Origin of the sequence: Nonomuraea sp. NPDC049486, assembly GCF_040676925.1 — a bacterium.
In the GTDB taxonomy this organism is placed as follows: Bacteria; Actinomycetota; Actinomycetes; order Streptosporangiales; family Streptosporangiaceae; genus Nonomuraea; species Nonomuraea ferruginea.
Map to the genome: position 1 here is coordinate 23,259 of NZ_JBFAPV010000032.1, position 22,185 is coordinate 45,443.

Sequence of the window (22,185 nt, forward strand, 5' to 3'; positions counted from 1 at the left end):
TACGAGGCGGGCATGTCGTCGACGTCATGCGCGGGTGCCGGGCGTGTCGCAGGCGCCGCCGTTGTCGCGCTGGTGTCCGCGGCGGGCGTCGCGGTCGAAGATGCCCAGAATCTCACACGGTCCGCCTTCGGCGCCGATGGCGTGCGGCAGCATGGTGGGGAACTCGGCGGCCTGGTTGGTCTCAAGACGGAAGCGCCGGTGACCCAGCATGAGGATCGCGGTGCCGGAGAGGACGACCAGCCATTCCCGGCCGGGGTGGGCACGCATGCGGGAGGGGCTGTCGGGTGGCGCGGTCATGCGCTGGCGTACGACGCTCACGCCCGGGTCGCCCTTCACGGGCCAGCGCATGAGGCTGTGAGTGTCGTCGATCATCGGGCTGATGACGACGTCGTCGGTGGCGGTCTCGACGAGCTGGTCCAGGGTGGTGTCCAGGGCGCGGGCGAGGGTGACGAGCTGGTCCAGGGCGAGGCGGCGCTGACCGTTCTCGATGCGGCTCAGTGACGACTGGCTGAGGTTGGCGCGGGTGGCCAGCTCTTCCAGGGACCAGCCCTGAGCGACCCGCAGAGCGCGGATGCGTTTGCGTACGAGGCCGTCCAGCTCTCCACCTTCTTGCGTCATACGCAACATCGTATGCCTCAACCGCAAGCCACGCTTACCGTCGTGTGCGGAAGATCGCATGCCCAGATGAGAGGAATCCATGACTACGAACCAGCCTCCGCAGGCCGCTGACAGAAGCGGCGGAGGCGCACCGGACGCGCGTCAGCTGCGCGGCATTCTGATCGCCGTCTCCATCGCGCTGATGGCCGTCATCGCGTCGGTGTCCGGGCTGAACGTCGCCCAGACGCACATGGCCGTCGAGTTCGGCGCCTCGCAGAACACCATTTTGTGGATCATCAACATCTACACCCTGGCCCTGGCGGCGCTGCTGCTGCCGCTCGGCGCGATCGGCGACCGCTTGGGACGCAAGCCCATGCTGATCGCCGGGCTGGGCGTCTTCGGCGTCGCCGGTGTCGCGGCGGGCCTGGCTCCGACGGCCGAGGTGATGCTGGCCGCGCGCGTGGCCGGTGGTATCGGCGCCGCGATGATCATGCCCATCACTCTCGCCGTCATCACCTCCACCTTCCCCGAGGAGGAACGCGGCACGGCGATCGGTGTGTGGACTGGCGTCGCCGGAGGCGGCGGCATCCTGGGCATGTTCCTCTCCGCCCTCCTCGTCGACGTCGCCGACTGGCGGTGGCTGTTCGTCCTGCCCGTGGTCCTGACGGTCGTGGCCCTGGCCATGACGCTGAAGTCGGTCCCCGACTCCCGCGAGAGGTCCGCCCACCGTTTCGACACCGTCGGCGCGCTGGTGTCCGCGGTCGCGGTGGCCGGCCTCATATTCGTCCTGCAGGAGGGCCCCGAGCGCGGCTGGACCGCGCCCGCGACCCTGATCAGTCTCGCTGCCGGTCTCGTCGCCGCGATCGGCTTCGTGGCCTGGGAGTCGCACCGCCGGGACGCCGCGCTGCTGGACGTGCGCCTGTTCCGGGAACGTGGACTGGCCGGCGGCTCGATCACGCTGCTGGTGGTCTTCGGCGTCCAGGCGGGCATCGCCGTGGTGCTCTTCCCGTTCTTCCAGGCCGTGCTCGGCTGGTCGGGGCTGCTGTCCACGCTGGCCCTGATGCCCATGGCCGTCATGATGATGACGACCTCCGGCCTCGCCCCCAAGCTGGCCGCGCGCATCGGCCCCCGCTCGACCATGGCTGCGGGCATCGCGCCGGCCGCCGTCGGCCTGGCCCTCATGGCCCTGTTCGTCTCCGCCGACGGCGGTTACCTGACCATCCTGCCCGGCATGTTCGCCATGGGCATCGGCATGGGCCTGTCGATGGCCCCCTCCACCCAGGCCATCACCAGTTCCCTGCCGCGCGAGAAGCAGGGTGTCGCGTCCGCGCTCAACGACGTCACCCGCGAGTTCGGCACCGCCCTCGGCGTCGCCCTGCTGGGAGCGCTGCTGTCCGCCGGCTACCGCGGCGCCGTGGACGACCGCCTGCGGGGCATTCCCCAGGGTCTCGCGGACACCGCGCGCGCAGGTGTCGCCAACGCCGTCGAGGCGGCCGGCAGCGCGGGCCCGCACGCGCAGGACCTGGTCCACGCCGCCCGGCAGTCCTTCGTCGACGGCTGGCAGCAGGCCATGTGGGCGGGCGTCGCCGTCATGGGCGCGCTGTTCGTCTACATCGCCCTGCGCGGACCGAAGACTCCGCCCCCGCGGCTTCCTCAGGGGCCCCTTCAGTCGAGGACTGCTTCCGCCTCCACCTCCACCAGCACGTCGGGCTCGAAGAGGTAGTCCACGCCGATCGCCGAGAGCGGCGGCAACGGCTGGGGGATCCCCAGTTCGTCCACCACGCTCTCGATGCCCGCCATGAACTCGGTGTACTTCTCCGGCTGCCAGCCGGTGACGAAGAACCGGAGGCGTACGACGTCGGAGAAGCTCGCTCCCGCGCCCGCCAGGCCACGGGCCGTGCTGCGCAGAGCGTGAGCGATCTGCCCCGCCAAGTCGCCCGTGGCGACCTTGTTCCCCTGCTCGTCTCGCGCGACCTGGCCGGCGACGTGGACGTGTCGCGTGCCTGTGGAGACGGAGACATGGTGGTAGGGAACCGGCTGGAACATGCCTTCTGGGGTGAAAAGCTCAACGGTCATGAGATGTCCTTCTCTGTGCGAAATCAGGTATCTCATGTATACCTAGTACAGAAAGGCCACCTCAACGAGACCAGGTGTCATGAACGAAACCACCGCGGCCCAGGCCGGACACCCACCGATCGCCCGCGAACATCGGGAGCTGCTGGATCAGGTGCTCGACAAATGGTCGCTGCTGGTGCTCGACAGGCTCTGTGAAAGCCCCCGGCGCTTCAACGAGCTGCGGCGGGTGATCCCCACGGTCTCGCAGAAGTCCCTGACAGCCGCGCTGCGCAGGCTGGAGCGCAACGGCATGGTGGACCGCGTGGTGATCGCCACCCGCCCGGTCGCCGTCGAATATCGCATCTCCGCGTTGGGAAAGACCCTCCAGGACCTCATCGACGCGCTGCTGGGCTGGGCGACGGTCACCATGCCGGAGGTCGAGCGCGCCCGCGAGGCCTTCGACGCCGAGCACGGGGAGTGACCACCGTAGGTCATCCTGCTGAGCGGACCCCACCAAGACGGAACCCCCGAACCCGTAGGTCCGGGGGTTCCGGCCATGGCCCGGCCGCCGGGATCGTCAGAAGCGATGCCAGGTGTTCTTCGTGCGCTGCTGGGACACTCCGGGCCTGGTGTAGTCGCACACCCCCCGAGGGAAGATCGTCCGCAGCCGGTCCCACTGCTCGTCCGTCCACTTCACCGCGTAACCGTCGCGCTTCGGCGTGGTCAGCCGGCACGTGATGATGTCGGCGGTGACGTCCTCTCCCGCCACCTCCCGGGGGAAGGACGCGGTCGGGTACAGCCGCTCGCACTCGCTCGCCGGGTCGCGCTCGAGCGTCTCGGCCACGAACCGCGGCTGCTCGTCGCGGGTGTTGCAGCCCTCGACCAGGGTGTTCGGCCGCGCGGTGGTGATCCGCTGCATCGGCTTGCCCCCGGGGCGGAGGCCGGCGAGGTTCGTCAGCCAGTGGTCCATCTGGGTCACGGCGTGCCGCACCAGCGCGCTCTCGGTGCTGAACAGCCCGTATCGGGCGTCCTCCAGCAGGCTGACGTGGTTGGCCGCCGTCCCGTTGGCCTCCTTCAGCCGTTCCCGCATGGAGAAGGTGTGGTAGCGGACGTGGATGTCGCCCCAGGACACGTCGTCCCAGTACGAGCGATAGTCGATGATCGGTGTCGTGGCCAGCCCACGACCGGCGCTGATCACCCGCCCGGTGCGGTAGGCGATCTTGGTGGCCGCCGGGTCGGCCTCGGTCCGCCGCGGCACGACGTTCGCGTCGGCGTCGAGACCGCCGATGCGCTCGTTGAGGTCGAGGAACTGCTCCGGCGTGATGGAGCCGTCCTTCAGGGCGCCGAGCCCGTACTGGATGCCGACGTTGTCCAGCGGCCTGCGGGCGAAGCCGGTGGCCGGGTCGGCGCCGTAAATGTTGATCATGTGGTCGTAGACGCCGCAGCGGACGCCGACAGGGTTGGTGTCCGGGTTGTAGCGCTGCTGCTCGGGCACCATGTCGCAGTCCAGCCGCGGGTCGATCCGGTTGGCGCCCCGCGACATGGCGGACACCATGGCCGCCGTCGCGAAGCCGGAGGCCTTGCGCTTCTGCTCGTCCGTCCACGGAACCGTCGTGGACGAGGTGAAGTAGGTGTCGAGCAGCCGCGCGTCAGAGAGGAAGTTGACCGTGCCGATGCCGACCTCGGGGAACGAGCAGCCGACGACGATGCCGTCGAAGATGCCCGGGTAGTTGTCGGCGATCTGGTGAGCCTGGTAGGACCCGCCCGAGCAGCCGTAGCCGATCGTGTGCTCGACCGGCCCGTGCCTCTCGACGAACAGCTCCTTCGTCATCATCGCCGTCTCGGCCGCCGTGACGTCGTTGCAGTTGTTGCCGAAGACGTTCAGCGAGGACGACATCAGCGCGAATCCGCGGCCGAGCATGAACGCGTCGGTGACCGTGCCGGTGCCGCTGCCCGACCGGTACCACCCGCCCGCGCAGCCGCCGCCCAGGGTGAACACGGCCCGGCCGTTCCAGCCCGCGGGACGCGCCGTGGGGGACGGCGCGGGCTCGGTCAGCGGGTCGTGCAGCATGCTCATCTGGACCACCGCGCGGTTGGCGGTGGCCGTCTCCATCCGGACGATGAACTTGGTCGTGACGCCGAGCGAGTTGGTCGTGGTGGCCAGGTCGGCGGGGTAGGCGGTGGCGCCGGCCGGCCAGCGCTTGTAGGCGTCGGCGGTGGTCCGGTAGAAGTAGTCGACCCGGGGGGCGATCGTGCAGTCCGCGTCGAGCGGCTCGCCGAGCCTGCCGCCGATCACCGGGATCGCGAACGCCGCGGTCTCGCAGGCGAACGGCCGCTGGTGCGGGCCGGAGAACACCGGGCCCTGGGCGGGGTGGTCGACCAGCGTGATCGAGGCGTGCGGCCCGCCGGGCGCCCGCGTGGTGACCTCGACCGTGTTCTCGCCCTCCCGCAGCCCGGTCACCAGCCCGAGGAGCTCGCCGGTGCCCGCCCCGGTCCGGAACGCCGGTGTGACGTCGGTCTCGCCGTTCAACGTCACTTGAAGGCTCTCGCGCTGGACGGCGCGGGGCAACTCGATCCGGAGCAGCGCGTCGCCTCCGGTCACCATGTCGGGCCTGCCGGAGATCGCGGAGATCCCGAGCTCGTCCGGCCCCGACTCGTCGGGCGCGGCGGTCACCGTGATCGTGACGGTCGCGGTCGAGCGCTCGGAGTCGTCGCCGATCCCGTACGTGAACGTGTCGACGCCGACGTACCCCCGGTCGGGCTTGTAGCGGAACGACCCGTCCGCGGACGTCGTCAGGGTGCCGTGGGCCGGCTCGGACCACGCCGCCACCGCGGGCGTGACGCCGTCGGGGAAGCGGTCGTTGCCGAGCACGCCGGGCGCGCCGGCCACGAGTTCCGTCCCCTCCGTGACGGTGCGGAAGTCGTCGGCGGCGGTGGGACGCGGCGTGGGCGGTCCCTCGCCGGGCGCCCTGACGACCATCTCGTACAGGCGGGCCGTGTCCGTGCTGTGCCGCGACTTCTTCGTGATGACCAGGCGGAGCGTGTCGGTCACGAGGTCGGTGGTGAACGTGACCACCGGCTTGGTGTTGCCGGCCGCGCTCCCGACGGTCACCCAGCCGTCATCGGTCCGGGCCTCGACGGTGAAGTCCACCAGGACCGTGTCGGCGTACGGGCTGGGCCAGCCTGAACCGCTGTAGATCTCGACGGTGCCGACCGGGGTCCTGGCCGGGAAGGTGATCGTCAGGGTGGGGGTGGTGTCGGCGGCCGACGACATCCAGCGGGAGGACTCCGCGCACACGCCGTCGACGGCGTTCTTCGCGCCGTAGGCCGAGCTGAAGGTCGAGGACGCCGTGACGGTCGCCCCCATCGCCCGATGGCCGGTGCACGCGATGTCCGACGCCTGGGTGGAGTTCTGGGTGGTGGTCTCGGCCGACAGCGGTGGCGCGGTCAGATGGCTCGCTGTCAGCAGGGCGGTGGTCAGCAGCGCGATGACCGAGGACCTCAGGTGCATCCTCGCGGACACGACGTCTCCTCGTCTCAGGGGGTGGGGATGAGGGGCCCGCCGGCCGCGTGGCCGGCGGGCCTGTGATCGCTCAGGGGCCGTCGGGGTAGGCGAGGTGGACGCGGATGTTGGTCCAGTTCTGCAGGCAGTTCGCCGCCTGGCAGGTGCTGGGGTCGTGCACTCCGGTGAACTCCGGGCTCAGCTGCCAGGTCTTGCCGTAGTCGTAGGAGACCTCGAAGTAGGTGGACTCGCCGAGATCGGCCGGGTCGAACGTGGTCCGGGCGTACATGCCGAACACCGGCGCGATCGCCTCCCAGCCGGGGGAGAACGAGGTCTTGCCGTCGATGATGTAGCGCCGGTCGAGCAGCCGCTTCGGGTCGGCGCCGACCGGGCCGACGATGAGCCACTGGGGCCGGCCGATGAACGAGTTCTGGCCGAGGTCGTTGCTGAGGAACTTCACGTGGTTCGCCGGGACGATCTGGAAGCCGCCGCGGACGTTCTCGTCCCAGCTGAAGCCGACGAACGGTGAGGTCGAGAAGGTCAGCGCGCCGGGGTGGTTGGTGTCCATCTGGCCGATGTGGGCGAACTCCGTGCCGCCGAAGCGCCCGGTGCCCTGGACCCGCTGGACGACGTCGGCGACCTTGCGCTTCTCGCCCCGGGCGTAGCCGACGTAGATCCCGCCGTTCTTCTCGTGCGTCTTGCCCGCGACCGTGTCGCCCGCGGCCCAGTTCTCGAACTCGAGGTAGGTCGGCGAGGCGTTACGCACCAGGGGCTGGTACGCGGTGAAGCGCAGCTTGGCGGGGGGCGCCGCGTCCGGATCGGCGCGGAAATGCTCGGCGATGGGGCGCCAGGCCTGCTTCGCCTCGTCGAAGTAGGACAGCGGCGCGCCGGTGGGCAGCGAGCTCTTGCCTCCGAAGATGCCCGAGCCGCCCGGGATGTCGGTGTAGATGGTGTCGGCCAGCCAGTTGCCCCAGTCCGCGCCGATGTACCGGTCGGGCCGGATGTTGAGCAGGCTGGTGGTCCAGTCGCGCTCGCCGGTGGCCGGGTCGAAGTTCTCGTAGCGCAGCGGGTCGTAGCTCTCCTCCGGCCAGACCTTGGAGCGCAGCACGTAGACCGACGTGGCGAGCAGGTGTCCCGTGGTGCCGTCGACGGCGCGCGAGTACTTCGACGCCCAGAAACCGTCGTTGGCCTTGACGGTGGCGGTCGCCGGGCGCTGCACGTGCCCGAGCACGGTACGCGTGCCGTCCAGCGCGACGTGCTCGATGGCGCCGCCGGTGGAGTTGTCGATCTCGACGTGGAACTGCGCGGCGAGGCGCGGGTTGTTCTCCGGCGTGGCGTGCGGGGGGATCGGCGTTCCCACCATGTTGCTGATGCCCGAGGGAGGACCGCTGCGGTTGTCCTCGACGGGCGACGCGCCGGCCGCGGTGGCGGGGGCGAGCAGTGCCACCGTCGCGAGGCCCACGCACCAGAGGCGGGCGCTACGGCGTCGGCGGGTGGTCGTGCTGCGGGGGGTGGCTTGCATGGTGTCCGGGCGGGCTGCTCGGCTATCGGGAACCACGGATGGCTCCTCCTTCTGGTGTTGCGCATTATCGCGGCTGCAAGTGTCGGCAAGTGTTGCGAGCCGATCAGTGCCTGTCAAGATTCGGTATTGACTGATAATGCGCAACACCGCCATGATGTTGCGCATTATCAAGCCGGGGGTAGCCCTCAGGAGGTACGGATGATCACAAAATCGCGTGGCGCTTCGCGGCTGGCGGCCGGGCTCATCGCGGTGATGGCGCTGAGCGCGTGCGGCGGCGGCTCCGGCGCCGGCAGCGGTGGCTCCGGCGACGGCGCGAGCACCCTGCGGGTCTGGTTCCCCGGCAATCTCGCCGAGGAGGTCTCCTGGGTCAACGAGAAGCTGGTCCCCGCGTTCGAGGCGGAGCACGACGTCGACGTCCAGGTCGAGTTCGTCGACTGGGCCAACCTGGCCACGCGGCTGTCGACCGCCTTCGCCGGCGGCACCGCGCCCGACGTCTTCGGGCACGGCAACGCCGCGGCGGCCGGATACGCCGCCAACGACCGGGTGATCGCGCTGGACGACTACCTCGCCAAGATGCCAGCCTCCGACGTGGAGGACCTGACCTTCCTCGACCAGGGCAAGGTCGGCGGCAAGCAGATCATCATGCCGCTGCGGGGCTTCGGCCACCTGCTCGCCTACCGCACCGACCTGTTCCAGGAGGCCGGTCTCGACCCGGACTCCCCGCCCGCGACGTGGCAGGACCTGCGCGCGGCGGCGGACAAGCTCGTCGTCCGCGACGGCGACAGGATCACCCGCTCCGGCGTGATCTTCCCGGCCGACGACCCGACGAGCATGTCACAGGCGTTCGGCAGCTTCCTGTTCCAGGCCGGCGGGAACTTCGCCGACGAGAGCGGCCAGACGGTCACCTGGAACTCCGACGCGGGCAAGCGCGCGCTGGAGTTCCTCGCCGGGTTCTACAACGGCCCGAAGGCGGTCTCCACCGGCCTGGGCGAGGCGACGAGCGGGGCGGGGGCGCAGCATCCGCTGGTCACCGGGCGCGCGGCCATGGCCGTGATCGACGAGGCGACGTTCAAGAGCATCCACGAGCAGGCGCCCGACGTCGCCGCGAAGATCAAGCTGGCCCCGCCGCTCAAGGACACCACCGCGGCGTCGTTCGGCGGAGCCGGCAACGGGCTGTTCATCAGCGCCGACTCCGGCCAGAAGGACCAGGCCTGGAAGTTCATCGAGTTCCTGCTCAAGCCGGCGAACGCGAAGGCGTACGTCCAGGCCGTCGGCGGCATCCCGGCGCGCGCCACCCTGGCCGCCGACCCCGAGCTCGCCGCCCAGCAGTACATCAAGCCCTACATGGACGCCGCCGCCCTGTTCCGCGGGAACCCCAACATCGCGACGTGGACGCAGCAGCGCGAGGCGCTGGCCAAGGAGATCGAGGCCGTGCTGCGCGGCAAGACGGCTGCCGCCGAGGCGCTCGACCGCGCGGCGACGGAGGCCGCGGCCCTGGCGAAGCAGAACTGATCGGCCGACTCGAACGGATCTCCCAACGGATGAAGCTCCATCATGGTGACTGAGACCCGGCCGCCGGGAACGTCCTCCGGGCCCGAGCCCGCGACGGCACGCCGGCCGAGGCGGAGCCCGCTCCGCTCGGCCCAGCGCAGAGCGGGCTGGATCCTGGTCCTGCCCGCCGCCCTCGCGCTGTCGCTGGTCACGATCGTGCCGATCGGGTACGGCTTCTACCTGAGCCTGACCTCGTACAACCCCGTCGAACGGGGCGGGCCCAGGTTCCACGGCCTGGACGGCTACTTCGCCGTGCTCCAGTCCGGCGAGTTCTGGCACGCGATCTGGATCACCGTCCAGTACGCGTTCGGCACGCTGATCCTGGCCGTGCCGGCGGCCCTCGCCCTGGCGCTCCTGGTCAACGGCCGGTTCCCCGGCGTGACCCTGTTCCGCGCGGTGCTCTACCTGCCGCGCGTGGTGCCGCTGGTGGCGGTGAGCATGATCTGGCTGTGGCTGTACTCCCACGACGGACTGTTCAACTACCTGCTGGACCTGGTCGGGCTGCCACCGGTGGACTTCCTCACCGACGAGGACACCGCCCTGTTGTCGCTGATCGGGATGCGCGCCTGGAAGGCGCTCGGGGGCAGCATGATCATTTTCCTGGCGGGGCTCCAGGCGGTCCCGGTCTCGCTGATGGAGGCCGCGTCCGTGGACGGCTGCGGGCGCTGGCGGACGCTGCGGCACGTGATCCTGCCGCTGCTCGTGCCGATCACGACGTACGTGGTCGTGGTCGACCTCATCTACCTCGCCCAGTCCTTCTCCGAGATCTACGTCCTGACCTCAGGAGGTCCCCTGTCCTCCACGACCGTCCTGAACATGCTGATCTACAACGAGGCCTTCGAGCACTACCGGCTCGGCAACGCGAGCGCCATGGCGTTCCTGCTGTTCTGCCTGATCTTCGCCCTGGCCTACTTCAGCATCCGCACGATGGCCAGAGGAGGCCGGCGGTGACCGCGCTTACGGCCGGGCCGGGCGCCGGCCGGCGCAGGGCGCTCCTCACCGGGGTGGTCACCCTGCTGGTGGCGATGCCGTTCGTGTGGATGGTGTCGCTGGCCTTCAAACCGGCGACCGAGGTGTTCAGCTACCCGCCGAAACTGCTGCCCGACCAGCCGACGCTGGACAACTTCGCCTACGTCTGGAACTCCACGAACATCCCCGGAGCGATGGCCAACAGCCTGATCGTGGCGACGCTCACGGTCGCGGGGAACTGCGTCGCGGCGACGGCGGCGGGCTACGCCCTGGCGCGGATCGACTTCCGCGGCTCGCGCCTGCTGTTCACCACGGTGCTGGGCAGCGCCATGGTGCCGTCCATCGTGCAGCTGATCCCGCTGTTCCTCATCGTCAAGGGCTTCCCGCTGGCCGGCGGCAACGACCTGTTCGGCCAGGGCGGCAGCGGGCTGCTGGACTCGCACCTCGGGCTCGTGCTGCCGATGCTGGTGCAGCCGCTGAACATCTACCTCGCCCGCCAGTACTTCCTCGACATGCCCGGCGAGCTGGCGGAGGCCGGGCGGCTGGACGGCGCCGGAGAGCTGCGCATCTTCTGGCAGATCTACCTGCCGCTGGCCCGGCCGATCGTCGCCACCATCGCCATCCTCTCCTTCACCGGCGCCTGGGAGGACTTCCTGTGGCCGCTGGTGGCGGTGTCGTCGCCGGAGATGCAGACGCTGCCGCTGGCGCTCAGCTCGTTCGCGGGCAGCGGCGTGACCCAGTACGGCCCGCTGATGGCCGGGACGTTCATCGCCATCGTGCCCGTACTGGTGATCTTCGCTGCCGGTCAGCGGCACTTCGTGCAGGGCCTGGGCGCGGGAGGGGTGAAGGGATGAGTGACAGCGGACCGATCGTGACGCTGCTCCCGCTCGACGACCGGCCGGTGAACACCGGCCACGTCGCCGGGCTGGCCGCCACCGCCGGAACCCGGCTGCGGCTCCCGCCGGCCGGGCTCCTGCCCGCCGGCGGCGTGCCCGCGGACATGGACGGCACATCCCGGTGGCTGGAGGACGCCGCCGGCGACAGCGACGCCGTCGTGGTCAGCGTCAACCAGCTCGCCCACGGCGGATTCGTCGCCTCGCGGCGCACCACCGAGCCGCTGGCCCGGACGCTGGCCCGGCTGGACGTGCTGCGCCGCATCCGGGCCGACCGGCCGGACCTGCCCGTCCACGCCTCCGTGACGCTGATGCGTACCAAGAAGACCGACGGCGCCGGGGCCGAGCCGCAGTACTGGGACCGGCACGGGCGGCGGTTCTTCGCCCTGTCCGAGGAGCTCTACCGGGCCGAACACGGACGCCCCGCCGCGGTGGCGCAGGCCAGGGCGGAGATCCCCGAACCGTTCGTCGCGGACCTCTTCACCCGGCGGCTGCGCCTGCACGCCATGCACCTGGCCTGCGTCGAGCTGGTGGCGGAAGGAGTCGTCGACACGCTGGCGATCCTGGTGGAGGACAGCACGGTCGAGAGCGTGTCCACGAGCGAGCGGGAGTGGCTGGAGTCCTGGATCGGCCGCCTCGGCCTCGGCGACCGGATCGGCTGCTACCCGGGCGCCGACGAGGCCGGCGCCGTGCTGACCACCCGGGCCGCGCTGGAGCACGCCGGCCTGCGCCCGAAGGTGGCGCTCGCCTGCCTCGACCCGGACGCGCTCGGACGGATCGCGGCCTACGAGGACGTGCCCGTCCGCGACACGATCGCGGACCAGGTCGCCGCCATCGGCGCGGTCCTCGTCGAGGACGCCGCCCACGCCGACCTGGTGCTCGCGGTGCACCCTCCCGGCCTGCCCCCGCGCGACTGGTGCTCCGGTCCGGACCAGCCGGAGCGGCCGTCCGGCGACGCGGTGCGCCTCGCCGCGCGGGCGCGAGAGCTGCTGGAGGCGGGGCTCCCGGTCGCGGTGGCGGACGTCGCCGACGCCAACGGCGCCGACCCCGCGCTGGTCATGGCGCTGCGCGGCGCCGGATTGCTCCCGCGCCTCGCCGGGTACGCCGCGTGGAACACCGCGGGCAACACCATCGGCAGCGCGCTGGCGCAAGGGTGCAGCCGTCTGCTGGCCAACGGGGACAGGCGACTGGCCGAGCACGCCCGGACTCTCACCCATCGTCTGCTCGACGACTGGGGCTACCAGACCTCCGCGCGGCGCGGGTTCCTCGCAGCCGGTACGGCCCTGCGGCCGGACCAGGTGGAGCGGGAGCTGGGCGAGCTTCTCGCCGACCTCGGCCCACCGGCCGACAAGTTCGGCATTGCGCCCGGCAGCGTCTGCTTTCCGTGGGATCGTCCGTTCGAGATCTCCTTTGCGTTGGAGCACCTTGAGGAAGGGAACGATCGCCGGTGAAAGACACCCCTCACCGCAGGCCGCGTCAGTCCGACATCGCCAAGCTGGCCGGCGTCTCGCAGACCACGGTCTCCATCGTGATCAACGGCAGGCATTCGGACACCATCCGGATCCCCCCGGAGACCAGACGGCACGTCTTCGAGGTGGCCCGATCGCTCGGTTACACCATCGATCCGGTGGCGCGCAGCCTGGCCGGCGGGATGAACCACCTGATCGGCGTCTACACGTTCGAGTCGCTGTTCCCGATGGACCACCACGACTTCTACTACCCGTTCCTGGTGGGGATCGAGGCCGCGGCCGAGGCGCTCGGCTACGACATGCTGATGTTCACCAGCGCCACCGGCTCGGACGGCGGTAGGTCGATCTACCGCGAGGGCGTCAACCGGCTGGGGCTCGCCGACGGGTGCGTGCTGCTCGGCAAGGAGACCAACCGGGACGACCTCGTCCGGCTGCGGAACGAGGGGTTCAGGTTCGTGCTGATCGGCCGTCGTGACGTGCCCGGCCCGATCACGTACGTCACCGCGGACTACGCGACCGCGACCGGCGAGGTCGTCGACCACCTGGTGGGGCTCGGACACGAGCGCATCGCCTACCTGACGGCGGCCGATCCGGGCGAACCGTCCGCCGACCGTGACGCCGGATTCCTGGCCGCCCAGAGCCGGCACGGGCTCGACACCGGCGGGCTCGTCCTGTCGGTCCGCAAGGAGGAGGGGCCGTCGGCCGAGGAGGTACGGCGGCTGCTGGAGGCCGGGGCCACCGCGTTCATCGCCCACGAGTCGGTGGTCGCGCTCAGGGTGCTCGACCTCCTCGCCGGGATGGGCGTCGACGTGCCGGGCGAGTGCTCGGTGGCCGCGCTCAGCGACCCGCCGGACGCCGTGCCGGGCCCGGAGCTCACCTGCTTCCGGATACCGCGGCGGGAGATGGGGATGCGCGCGGTCGAGCTGCTGGTCCAGCAGCTCGAGTCGGAGGAGAACGTCGAGCCGCAGGCCGTGGCGCTGTCATGCACCTTCGTCGCTGGACAGACCAGCGGCTCCAATCGAAAGGAATCCTGAGTGACCGAGTTCCGCGCGGACGTCCTGGTGGTCGGTGGGGGGTTGGGCGGCGTCGCGGCCGCCCTGGCCGCCGCCGGGAACGGTGCGCAGGTGGTGCTCACCGAGGAGACGGCCTGGCTGGGCGGACAGCTCACCACGCAGCTCGTCCCGCCCGACGAACATCCCTGGATCGAGGCTTTCGGAAGCACCGCGAGCTACCGGCGGCTGCGTGACGGCATCCGTGAGTACTACAGGAGGGAATACCCGCTGCGGTCCGCGTCGAGGTCGCTGGCCCACCTGAACCCCGGCGCCGGCCGGGTCGGCCCGCTGTGCCACGAGCCCCGGGTGGCCCTGGCGGTGATCGAGGCCATGCTCGCTCCGTGGCAGGCGGCCGGGAAGATCACCGTGCTGCGCCGGCACGTCCCGGCGACCGCCCAGGTCGACGGCGACCACGTGACGGCGATGGGCTTCCACGACCTGGAGACGGGCGGCGACGTCACCGTCACGGCCAGGTTCGTCCTGGACGCCACGGAGGCCGGGGACGTGCTGCCGATCACCGGCACCGAGTTCGCGACCGGCGCCGAGTCGCAGGACGACACGGGCGAGCCGCACGCCGCGGCCACCGCGCGGCCGGACAACATGCAGGCGGTGTCGGTGTGCTTCGCGCTCTCGCACCACGCGGGGGAGGACCACACGATCGACAAGCCGGACGACTACGCCGCATGGCGGGCGCTGGCTCCCGAGTGGTGGCACGGTCCCCAGTTCGGCTGGGTTGCCCCGCACCCGCACACGCTGGAACCCCGCCGCCACGTCTTCACCCCGAACCCGGACGACGACCCGACGCGCATCGTCGCCGACCAGAGCAAGGACCCGGGGTCGGACGAGCTGTGGACGTTCCGGCGGATCCTGGCCCGCAACCACTTCCGGCCGGGCGCGTTCGACAGCGACATCACCATCGTGAACTGGCCGATGATCGACTACCTGGGCGGTCCTGTCATCGGCGGCACCGCCGAGCAGAACGCCGCCCACACCGCCGCGGCGCGGGCCCAGAGCCTCAGCTTCCTCTACTGGCTGCAGGCCGAGGCGCCCCGGCCCGACGGCGGCACCGGCTGGCCCGGCCTCAGGCCGCGGCCCGACGTCACCGGCACCGCCGACGGCCTCGCGATGCGCCCGTACATCAGGGAGTCGCGGCGGATCCTCGGCCAGTACCGGATCGTGGAGCAGGACCTCGCGGTGGCCGTACGCCCCGAAGGGCCCGTCTCCTACCACGACAGCGTCGGGATCGGCTCGTACCGGATCGACCTGCACCCCTCGACCGGCGGGGACAACTACATCGACGTGCCGGCCTGGCCGTTCCAGGTCCCGATGCGCGCGCTCGTTCCCGAGCGCGTCCGGAACGTGATCGCCGCCGGCAAGAACATCAGCACCACGCACATCACCAACGGGTGCTACCGGGTCCACCCGGTCGAGTGGACCGTGGGCGAGGCGGCCGGTCACCTGGCGTCGTTCTGCGTGGCCAGGGACACCGAGCCGCAGCAGGTCACCGCGACGCCGGCCTTGCTGGCCGAGGTCCAGGAATCGATGGCCGCCCAAGGCATGGAGCTGGGCTGGCCGAATGTCACCTACTACTGAGGCGGGGGATCCTCGAATGCGTTTGCCCGAGTCGCGACTGGCCGTGCTGGTCAGTCTGCCGCGCAACGAGACCGCTCTCGCGCAGGCCGCGTCGGATGCCGGAGCCGACGGCCTGAAGGTGCACACCAACGTGCGTCACCGCGCCTCCGGGACGGACTTCGGGCCGCTGGACGCCGAGCGTGAGGCGCTGCGCGGCATCCTCGCACTCGGCGTCCCGACGGGCCTCGTCGTGGGCGCGGCCGGATCGGTGTCGATCGCGGAGATGGCCGCCGCGCGGGAGATGGGGTTCGACTACTTCGACGTCTACGCCGCCGACGCGCCCGCGGGGTACGTCGAGGCGTGCGGGCCGGTGACGCCCATGGTGGCCCTGGGGCCGGGCGACGGCCCGTCCCAGGCGCGGGCCCTGGCGCGGCGGGGGTGCGGGGCGCTCGAACTGTCCACGCTCGAACCCGACAGGTACGGCACGCCGCTGAGCCTGGCGACCCTGGCGAGACTGGAGGCGGTGGCGTCGGCGGTCGACGTCCCCGTCGTCGTGCCGAGCCAGCACGCGCTGGTCCCGGACGACCTCGCGTCCCTGCGGGACGCCGGGGCGGCCGCGGTGCTGCTGGGCGCCGTGGTGACGGGGGCCGACACGGCGGAGTTCGGCGCGCGGATCGAGCCGTACGTCGCCGCCGCCCGTTAGGCGGCAACGCGTCCCGACCCGGTGGTTCCCCGAGGAGCCGCGCCAGGTGGCGATGCGGGCGCGGCGTCCGCCATGACGCCGCCGTCACCGGCCGGCCTCCTCGGCATCGCCGACGTTTCCAGCGGTCACCACGGCCGGGGGCCTGGCGATGTGCCCCTCGTCTTCAACGCGGCAGGCGTGCGGAGCCCCTGGTCAGGGTGTAACCACGCGTGACCGCGGTGAGGTCACCGTCCTCCCTGGTGGCGGCGACCAGGTCAGGAGGTCGGGGGACGAAGCCCGGCACCGCGGTCAGCCCGTCGGTCTCGGCGATCACCGTGAGACGGATCCGGTCCTTCTCCGGTACGCGCAGGGTGATCTGGACTCCCCGGGCGGGAAGGCCGCGGAAGCGGATCTCCGAGGGCCAGGTGCCGATTCGGGTGCCGGTGACGGGCACGCTCACCGACCCGAACCGGCCGGCCGACGCGGTGGCGTGGCTGATCGGCTGGTCGAGCCGTAGCGTCACCGAGCGCGTGCCCTCCCCGGCGGTCACCCGCAGTTTCAGCGTGTCCCCGCTGTGCGCCAGGACGTCGGCTCGCGGGCCTTCGGCGGCGATCGCCGGTGCCGGTCCGGTCCGCAGCGTGCCGCGTGCGTACCCCGGGGGCAGCGCGGAGGCGTCATGGCCGGACACGTACCGCTTCGTCCACGGCGCCGGGTCCACGTCGGCGCTGACCCAGTGGGCACGACGAGTTTCGGCGTCCATGACGTACGCCAGATGCGTGCGCCGCGGCCGGTCGGCGTCGAAGTCGTCCACCACGAACCCGGCCACGACCAGCCCCGCCGCGAGGAGAACAGCCGTCAGGGGCACCGCGAGGACGGGGGCCCGCTTCGGCCGGGTGGCGGGATCGGGCAGGAACAGCTCCGCGATCGGCACGACGATCAGCCCGGACAGGGCCAGCACCAGCGCGCTCGCCCCGCCGAGCGCCAGCCCCATCCCGTCGAAGACGTTCCCGGCCAGGGACGGCAGCAGCATGGCGGCCGTGACCGGGCCCAGCATCGCCACGACCGTCCGCGCCCAGGCAGGCGTGCGGAGCAGGACCGCGGCCAGCCAGCCGAGCGCGCCCGTCAGCGCCGGCAGGGCGAACAGGAAAGACGCCCCGGGAGCGACCTGGGCGCACAGCACGCCCAGCCCGGCGAACCAGGTCAGCGCCCCGACCGCCAGCGCCGCCGGGCCGAGCCTGCGGCGCAGCACCAGGTACCAGCCGAGGAACGTCAGCGCGCACAGGACCGCGATCGCCGCCCGGTACGGCTGCGGGCGGTGCAGCAGCCCGCCCATCAGGTCGTAGGCCGGCCGCCAGGACACCAGCAGTTCCCACAGCCCTTGCGCCAAGACGGCCGACGCCGCCAACGGCACCACGGCCGAGGCCGTCGCCATGATCAGCCGTGGCAGGCTCAGCAGCCGCCTGACGCGGGCCAGCAGCGCCAGGCCCGCCACCGCGACGACGGCCAGCACCGCCAGCGGCCAGACGAACTGACCGGGATACGTGATCATCGTGCCGAGCGCGCGGAAGTAGGTGGCGTCGTGATCGGAGTCCAGCGTCCGCAGGTCCGCGCCGCCGAGGGCGCGGGCCAGCGCCAGCATGTTGCTGCCGTGGTGTTGCAGGCTGCCCGGGTTGAGGTTGGCGATGGTGTCGCCCGCCGTGTGATACAGCGAGGAACGCTGGATGTAGGCGAAGTTCATGCCGGTGAAGCCCGCCTTGGTCAGCGGGGTGAAGTCCGTGTTGTTGGGCAGCAGCCGATACACCTCCACCATGGCGGAGTGTCCGCGCGGCGCGGGGACGGCTTCCGCGAAGGTCTCGACCAGGCGGGCGTTGCCCGCGGAGGTCTCGAACATCAGCGAGGGGCCGCTGACCCCGCGAGCCTCCCAGTTCAGCAGCACGCCGCCGGCCTTGCCCAGGGGGTGCTCGCGGACGAAGGCCTCGGCGCCGAGCACGCCGTCCTCCTCACCGTCCGACATGAGCAGCACGATGTCGTTACGCGGGCCGGGGCCGCCCCGCAGCGCCCGGACGGTCTCCAGCATCGCGGCCACCGCGGCGCCGTCGTCGGAGGCGCCCGGCCCCATGGCCGCGGAGTCGTAGTGCGCGGCGATGAGCACGGTGCCGGTCGAGTCCGTTCCCCGCAGCCGGCCCACGATGTTGTCGACCTGGCCGAACGTCGCCAGCCCCGCCGCCGAACGGGCACCCACCGAGCGTTGGACCTCCACCTCGAGCCCTGCCGCGCGCAGCTGACCGGCCAGATAGTCCCGGGCCCGGTCACCGGCCGGGCTGCCGACGGGCCGTGGTCCGGCGGCGAACTTCTTCAGGTGAACCAGCGCGCGTCCGGCGCTGAACTGGTCGTCAGGCGCGGTGGCCGGCAGGGGCTGCATGGTGCTGTCCGCCATGGCCGTGAACGCGACCACCGCGGCCAGGGTGAGCAGGGCCGCCAGCCCGGCCAGCAGCCGGCGTGGCACATCGAACAACTTTCCGATCATGGCCAAGAACGGTAGGCCGAGCCGCTCACCTGGCGGAATGAGGCACCCGCCCGTCTGAACCTGCGGTTTACCGCACCCCGCGTGATCCATGTAAGGGGTATAGTTCCGTTTATTCGGTTACTGAAACGAGGTGCGACATGCGGATCTCCATCACCGACTACGCGGTCGGGGCGACTCTCGCCGGCGATCTGGCCAACACCTCGCCCACCGTGCAGGCCCCGGCGGGCGACGCCCTGCCCACCCCCGGCGCGTTGATGGAACTGCTCGCGGGGCACGGGCTACGGCTCGACGCCATGGCGGACGGCCGGCCGCCGACCGACGACGACCTCCGCGAGGTCCACCTGCTGCGCCGGGAGGCCCGCGGCGTCGTGGAGACCGAGACGGAGGAGCAGGCCGTCGCGGGCGGCGCCGTGCTGGCCGGGCGGGCAGGACTCCGGCCGGTGCTGGAGCGCGATCCCGGCGGGCGGTGGCAGTGGTACGTCCCGACCAGGCCGGGCGCGCCGCTGGCCGAGGAACTGGCCGCGCTCATCGGCATCGGGCTGCTCGGCGCGGTCCGGGCGCTCGGGCACGACCGGTTCCGCGCCTGCGCCGCCCCTGGCTGCCGCGGGGTGTTCGTCGACATCAGCCGCGGGGGGCGTCGCATCTACTGCAGGCCCGACGTGTGCGGTAACCGGATCAATGTCGCGAAACACCGCGAACGGCGGCGCTCCGACAGCGCCGCCCACTGAAGAACACAAGGAGAACCCCATGAGCGACCCCTTGGACACCCCTGCGGTGGGCGGACCGCCCCTCGCAGGCGCCTTCCAGCTCCCCGACGGCACCTGGATCCGCGGCCGCGGCCTCCGCCATCCGCTGCCGTCGGGACCCAGACCCGACTTCGGCCTCTACTTGGGCTCCGACAAGCTCCGCCGCCACCACGAGAGCGAGCTGCCGTGGCCGCGCGCGTGGATCCAGTGGCCCGACTTCCTGCTGCCCCGCGACCGCGACGTGGCCGTCCAGCAGATCCGTGCCCTGTACGAGCGAGCGCGGGCGGGCGCCGCGGTGGAGGTCGCCTGCGGAGGCGGCATCGGCCGCACCGGCACGGTCGTCGCCTGCCTGGCCATCCTGGCGGGCCTCGCCCCGGCCGACGCCGTCGCCTGGACCCGCGAGCACCACCACCGTCGGGCCGTCGAAACCCCTTGGCAGCGCCGCTGGGTGCTGCGCTTCCCGCCATCGCTCCGCTCGGAATGACGCGACCAGGCCGCTGAACGTGTTGCTGATGTCGGAGAGGGGTCGGCCGGGAGAGCGCGAGGAACTGCGGCGTTTTCGCCTATGCGCGTCAACGCCCTCGATCGCACGCTACCCAGGGTCCCGGTTCGCCGCCGGGCCCCATCCTGCGGGCCGCGAGTCCCGCCCGGACAAAAGACCAGCTCAGACGGTGTTTGAGCTGGCCTGGACGGCGCGCCCTGCAGGACTCGAACCTGCGGCCGGGACACCCAAGAGCCATACGTCGGCTGGACGAAGAAGACTGCCAGCGCGAAGGGCGCCACCAGACCGACAGCCGGCCAGTAGGGCAAGCGCGGCCACCATACTGAGCGGGAAGGGCGCTAGCGCGACGACTGCTCGCGGGCGAGAATCGCACCGAGGGTGGTGGCGAGTAGAGGAAGGCCGACGATGACGGCCACGATCGCCGGCCAGGGAGTCTCGAACGGCACCCGTACCGGTTCTTCCCACGTGATACGCACCGTCAGGGGCCACAGCAGCAACATCCCGGCGGGACATCCGGCGACCGCGCCAAGCACCGTGCCGTACAGGGTGCTCAGACCCGCGCGGAAAGCGCAGAACCACCGGAAGGCCGTGGCTGATCCGTTGCCGGCCCGCCTCAGAACCCGGGCCTGGCGCGCGTTGGCGGCCTTTCCGAATCCGGTGGCCAGCGTGCACGCGAGGGCGATGAGGAGCGCCACCGCGACGACGGGCAGCCACCAGGTCGAAGCTTCGAAGCCCCGCTCGACGTACGTTTCCGCGACCGCGTCATCCAGTCGGTCGTCGAGGCGCTCCTGCTCCTGCACCGTGACCCGGCGGAGGGTGGGGTCGACGATCAGTTCGTCCGGTTGGAGCTGGTAGCCGAGATCCTGGACGATCTTCGAGGGGATGAAGATCGTCTGCATGTGGGGGTCGGCGGTCCTGGTGATGACCGCCGGGACGGTCCTGGTCGTCGCTGTCTCATCGTTCTCGTTGATCTCGTAGAAGAGTTCGACCGAGTCGACTTTCACCTCGGCTGACGTGATCACCACGGCCATGCTCTCGTCGTACGGTGTCGACTGATCGCCCGTGAGGTACCGCAGCAGCTTCTCGTTGCCGATGGCATAGTCCCAGTAGACGGCCTCCTCTGGTATTTCGACGTTTTCCGCCCTCGCGTCGAAGTACCAGGATTCGCCCGAGGGGCGCTCGCTCTGGGCGATCGGCACCCCGGGTAATTCCTGCTCGATCGCCGCTCGTACGGTGTTCGCATCGGCCGCCGAGAAAGGTTGCTGCTCGTACAAGGCGGTTGACCGGATCAACAAGGTGCCCGGCCGGGCCTGGGGAGAGTATTCGGCCCTGCTCTGCGTTGTTACGCCGACCGCGATGACCGTCAGCGCGATGCCGAAGGCCGTCGCCATCATCGTCAGCGTGATAGCGAGCACCGCGCGGCCACGACGGTGGGCCAGGTCGCGGGCCGCCAGGCGGAGGGGCAGCGGCAGCCGTTCCATGTACGGGCCTGAGAGCTGCAGCAGCCACGAAGGCAGCGGGCCGAGACCGGCGACGAGCAGACCCGCGCCTATGAGGGAGATCAGCAGCATCCCGAGGAATTCGATGGCGCCGTAGCGCGAATCCTCCCTCCCCAGCCAGGCGCCGAGCCCCATCAACAAGACGCCGGCGATCGACACCAACAGTCCCACGACGACGAAGCGCAAGCGCATGACCTTGTGGCGGTCAGGCGGGGCGGTGAGCATCGCGGCAGGGATGGCCCCGGCTGCGGGAAGGCCCGCGAACAGGACGAAGAACGCGGTCAGGAAGGCGTACCCTGCAAGATCGAAAAGCATGGCGGAATAGTAGTGAGCCGCAACAGGCCGTGCCGGTACAGCAGCGGCAGCACTTCGCCGATGGGGGAGGACTTGCGGATCCAAGCGGGCAGAATCGCCGAGAAGAACCGCCGCCGCTGGCCTTGTCGATGCGCTTGTCGTTGAGGCGTAGGGCCATGACCTCGATCGCGCCGGCCGTGGTGAGAATCTTTTGCGGTTGGTGGCCGTTGCGCACGACCAGCCGGAGGCCCTTCTCGTCACGCTCGCCGGCGAAGGCGGCGATGTAGCCATCGACCTCGGCCTGCAATGCGCCGGCGAGCATCTTGCGGGCGCCCTCACGAACGATCTGCTCGATCAACGAGGGCGAGGCAGGAGCGGCCGAGCCGCCGTGGTGGTCAGCGGGCAACTCGGGCACTACGGTAAGCGGCACGGGTGCGCTTCCCGACCGACGTTGGCGCGTCGGCCTTATCCCGAAACTCTGATCAGATGATTCGGGAAGGTACACCCCTTCCCGTCAGATCCACAGGTTTCGCCGCCGGCTTCATCATCTCGGCGGCGGGCGGTCCGCCAATAGTCCAAAAGGAACCCCTTGATCGATAAGAGCTACTATCGCTGGTTCAATGGGTACACCAATAACGTCCTCGCGCTCACATGGTGCTTGAGGTGCCCCGAAGATTCCGGACAGTTGGCTACATAAACTGACAGAAGTCTGGAAGAGGTAGGTACGTGACGAGGCGTCGCAGGCAGTTCTCG

Annotated in this window: 17 protein-coding genes, 1 tRNA gene and 1 pseudogene; 11 read left to right on the plus strand and 8 right to left on the minus strand. The window is 70.9% G+C overall.

Features of this window, described 5'->3' with window-relative positions:
• Positions 1-24: 24 nt before the first annotated feature.
• The gene (locus AB0K05_RS43655) at positions 25-618 is read right to left on the minus strand and encodes an XRE family transcriptional regulator (RefSeq protein WP_364237611.1); all 594 of its coding nucleotides are present in this window, start codon (positions 616-618) and stop codon (positions 25-27) included.
• A gap of 79 nt (positions 619-697) precedes the next feature.
• On the opposite strand from AB0K05_RS43655, the gene AB0K05_RS43660 reads away from it, so the two are divergent.
• Entirely contained in the window at positions 698-2,320 is a 1,623-nt protein-coding gene (locus AB0K05_RS43660) for an MFS transporter (protein ID WP_364237614.1), read from the plus strand.
• On the opposite strand, the gene AB0K05_RS43665 is transcribed toward AB0K05_RS43660, so the two are convergent.
• On the minus strand, positions 2,263-2,673 hold the full coding sequence (locus tag AB0K05_RS43665) for a Rid family hydrolase (protein ID WP_148029823.1): 411 nt from the start codon (positions 2,671-2,673) through the stop codon (positions 2,263-2,265). The two genes, AB0K05_RS43660 and AB0K05_RS43665, sit on opposite strands and share 58 nt — an antisense overlap.
• A gap of 79 nt (positions 2,674-2,752) precedes the next feature.
• Here AB0K05_RS43665 and AB0K05_RS43670 point away from each other — a divergent pair, with 79 nt between their 5' ends.
• The gene (locus tag AB0K05_RS43670; RefSeq protein ID WP_364237618.1) at positions 2,753-3,133 is read left to right on the plus strand and encodes a helix-turn-helix domain-containing protein; all 381 of its coding nucleotides are present in this window, start codon (positions 2,753-2,755) and stop codon (positions 3,131-3,133) included.
• Between the two features lie 96 nt (positions 3,134-3,229).
• Here AB0K05_RS43670 and AB0K05_RS43675 read toward each other — a convergent pair whose 3' ends face one another.
• Positions 3,230-6,175 (minus strand): DUF6351 family protein, encoded by a 2,946-nt coding sequence (locus AB0K05_RS43675; protein ID WP_364237621.1) that lies wholly within the window; start codon positions 6,173-6,175, stop codon positions 3,230-3,232.
• A gap of 70 nt (positions 6,176-6,245) precedes the next feature.
• Positions 6,246-7,616 (minus strand): hypothetical protein, encoded by a 1,371-nt coding sequence (locus AB0K05_RS43680; RefSeq protein ID WP_364237624.1) that lies wholly within the window; start codon positions 7,614-7,616, stop codon positions 6,246-6,248.
• A 258-nt stretch (positions 7,617-7,874) separates the two neighbouring features.
• Here AB0K05_RS43680 and AB0K05_RS43685 point away from each other — a divergent pair, with 258 nt between their 5' ends.
• From AB0K05_RS43685 to AB0K05_RS43715, 7 genes are read left to right on the plus strand one after another with little or no spacing between them, the layout of a single operon-like run.
• On the plus strand, positions 7,875-9,188 hold the full coding sequence (locus tag AB0K05_RS43685; RefSeq protein WP_271278095.1) for an extracellular solute-binding protein: 1,314 nt from the start codon (positions 7,875-7,877) through the stop codon (positions 9,186-9,188).
• A gap of 42 nt (positions 9,189-9,230) precedes the next feature.
• Positions 9,231-10,178 (plus strand): sugar ABC transporter permease, encoded by a 948-nt coding sequence (locus AB0K05_RS43690; RefSeq protein ID WP_148029828.1) that lies wholly within the window; start codon positions 9,231-9,233, stop codon positions 10,176-10,178.
• The gene (locus tag AB0K05_RS43695; protein ID WP_364237632.1) at positions 10,175-11,050 is read left to right on the plus strand and encodes a carbohydrate ABC transporter permease; all 876 of its coding nucleotides are present in this window, start codon (positions 10,175-10,177) and stop codon (positions 11,048-11,050) included. Before AB0K05_RS43690 ends, AB0K05_RS43695 begins: the two co-directional genes overlap by 4 nt.
• Positions 11,047-12,540, plus strand: coding sequence for a DUF4127 family protein (locus AB0K05_RS43700; RefSeq protein ID WP_364237635.1), 1,494 nt, complete (start codon positions 11,047-11,049; stop codon positions 12,538-12,540). The genes AB0K05_RS43695 and AB0K05_RS43700 overlap by 4 nt, the downstream gene beginning before the upstream one ends.
• Positions 12,537-13,592, plus strand: coding sequence for a LacI family DNA-binding transcriptional regulator (locus tag AB0K05_RS43705; protein WP_148029831.1), 1,056 nt, complete (start codon positions 12,537-12,539; stop codon positions 13,590-13,592). The genes AB0K05_RS43700 and AB0K05_RS43705 overlap by 4 nt, the downstream gene beginning before the upstream one ends.
• The gene (locus tag AB0K05_RS43710; protein WP_148029832.1) at positions 13,593-15,203 is read left to right on the plus strand and encodes an FAD-dependent oxidoreductase; all 1,611 of its coding nucleotides are present in this window, start codon (positions 13,593-13,595) and stop codon (positions 15,201-15,203) included.
• Positions 15,204-15,219: 16 nt separating this feature from the next.
• Positions 15,220-15,885 (plus strand): hypothetical protein, encoded by a 666-nt coding sequence (locus AB0K05_RS43715; protein ID WP_364237638.1) that lies wholly within the window; start codon positions 15,220-15,222, stop codon positions 15,883-15,885.
• 163 nt (positions 15,886-16,048) lie between these two features.
• Here AB0K05_RS43715 and AB0K05_RS43720 read toward each other — a convergent pair whose 3' ends face one another.
• Positions 16,049-18,391, minus strand: coding sequence for a M28 family peptidase (locus AB0K05_RS43720; protein WP_364237640.1), 2,343 nt, complete (start codon positions 18,389-18,391; stop codon positions 16,049-16,051).
• Between the two features lie 137 nt (positions 18,392-18,528).
• Between AB0K05_RS43720 and AB0K05_RS43725 the strand changes: the two genes are divergently transcribed.
• Both AB0K05_RS43725 and AB0K05_RS43730 read left to right on the plus strand, forming a co-directional pair.
• Positions 18,529-19,119, plus strand: a complete 591-nt coding sequence (locus tag AB0K05_RS43725) for a CGNR zinc finger domain-containing protein (protein ID WP_364237642.1) — start codon at positions 18,529-18,531, stop codon at positions 19,117-19,119.
• A 19-nt stretch (positions 19,120-19,138) separates the two neighbouring features.
• Positions 19,139-19,621 (plus strand): protein-tyrosine phosphatase family protein, encoded by a 483-nt coding sequence (locus AB0K05_RS43730; protein WP_364237644.1) that lies wholly within the window; start codon positions 19,139-19,141, stop codon positions 19,619-19,621.
• Positions 19,622-19,830: 209 nt separating this feature from the next.
• On the opposite strand, the gene AB0K05_RS43735 is transcribed toward AB0K05_RS43730, so the two are convergent.
• The 3 genes and pseudogenes from AB0K05_RS43735 to AB0K05_RS43745 form a co-directional block, all read right to left on the minus strand.
• Positions 19,831-19,917 (minus strand) — tRNA-OTHER (locus AB0K05_RS43735).
• A gap of 60 nt (positions 19,918-19,977) precedes the next feature.
• Positions 19,978-21,453, minus strand: coding sequence for a hypothetical protein (locus tag AB0K05_RS43740; protein WP_364237646.1), 1,476 nt, complete (start codon positions 21,451-21,453; stop codon positions 19,978-19,980).
• Positions 21,454-21,479: 26 nt separating this feature from the next.
• Positions 21,480-21,838 (minus strand): annotated as a pseudogene (locus tag AB0K05_RS43745) (IS256 family transposase); the annotation flags it as partial.
• Positions 21,839-22,185: the final 347 nt, after the last annotated feature.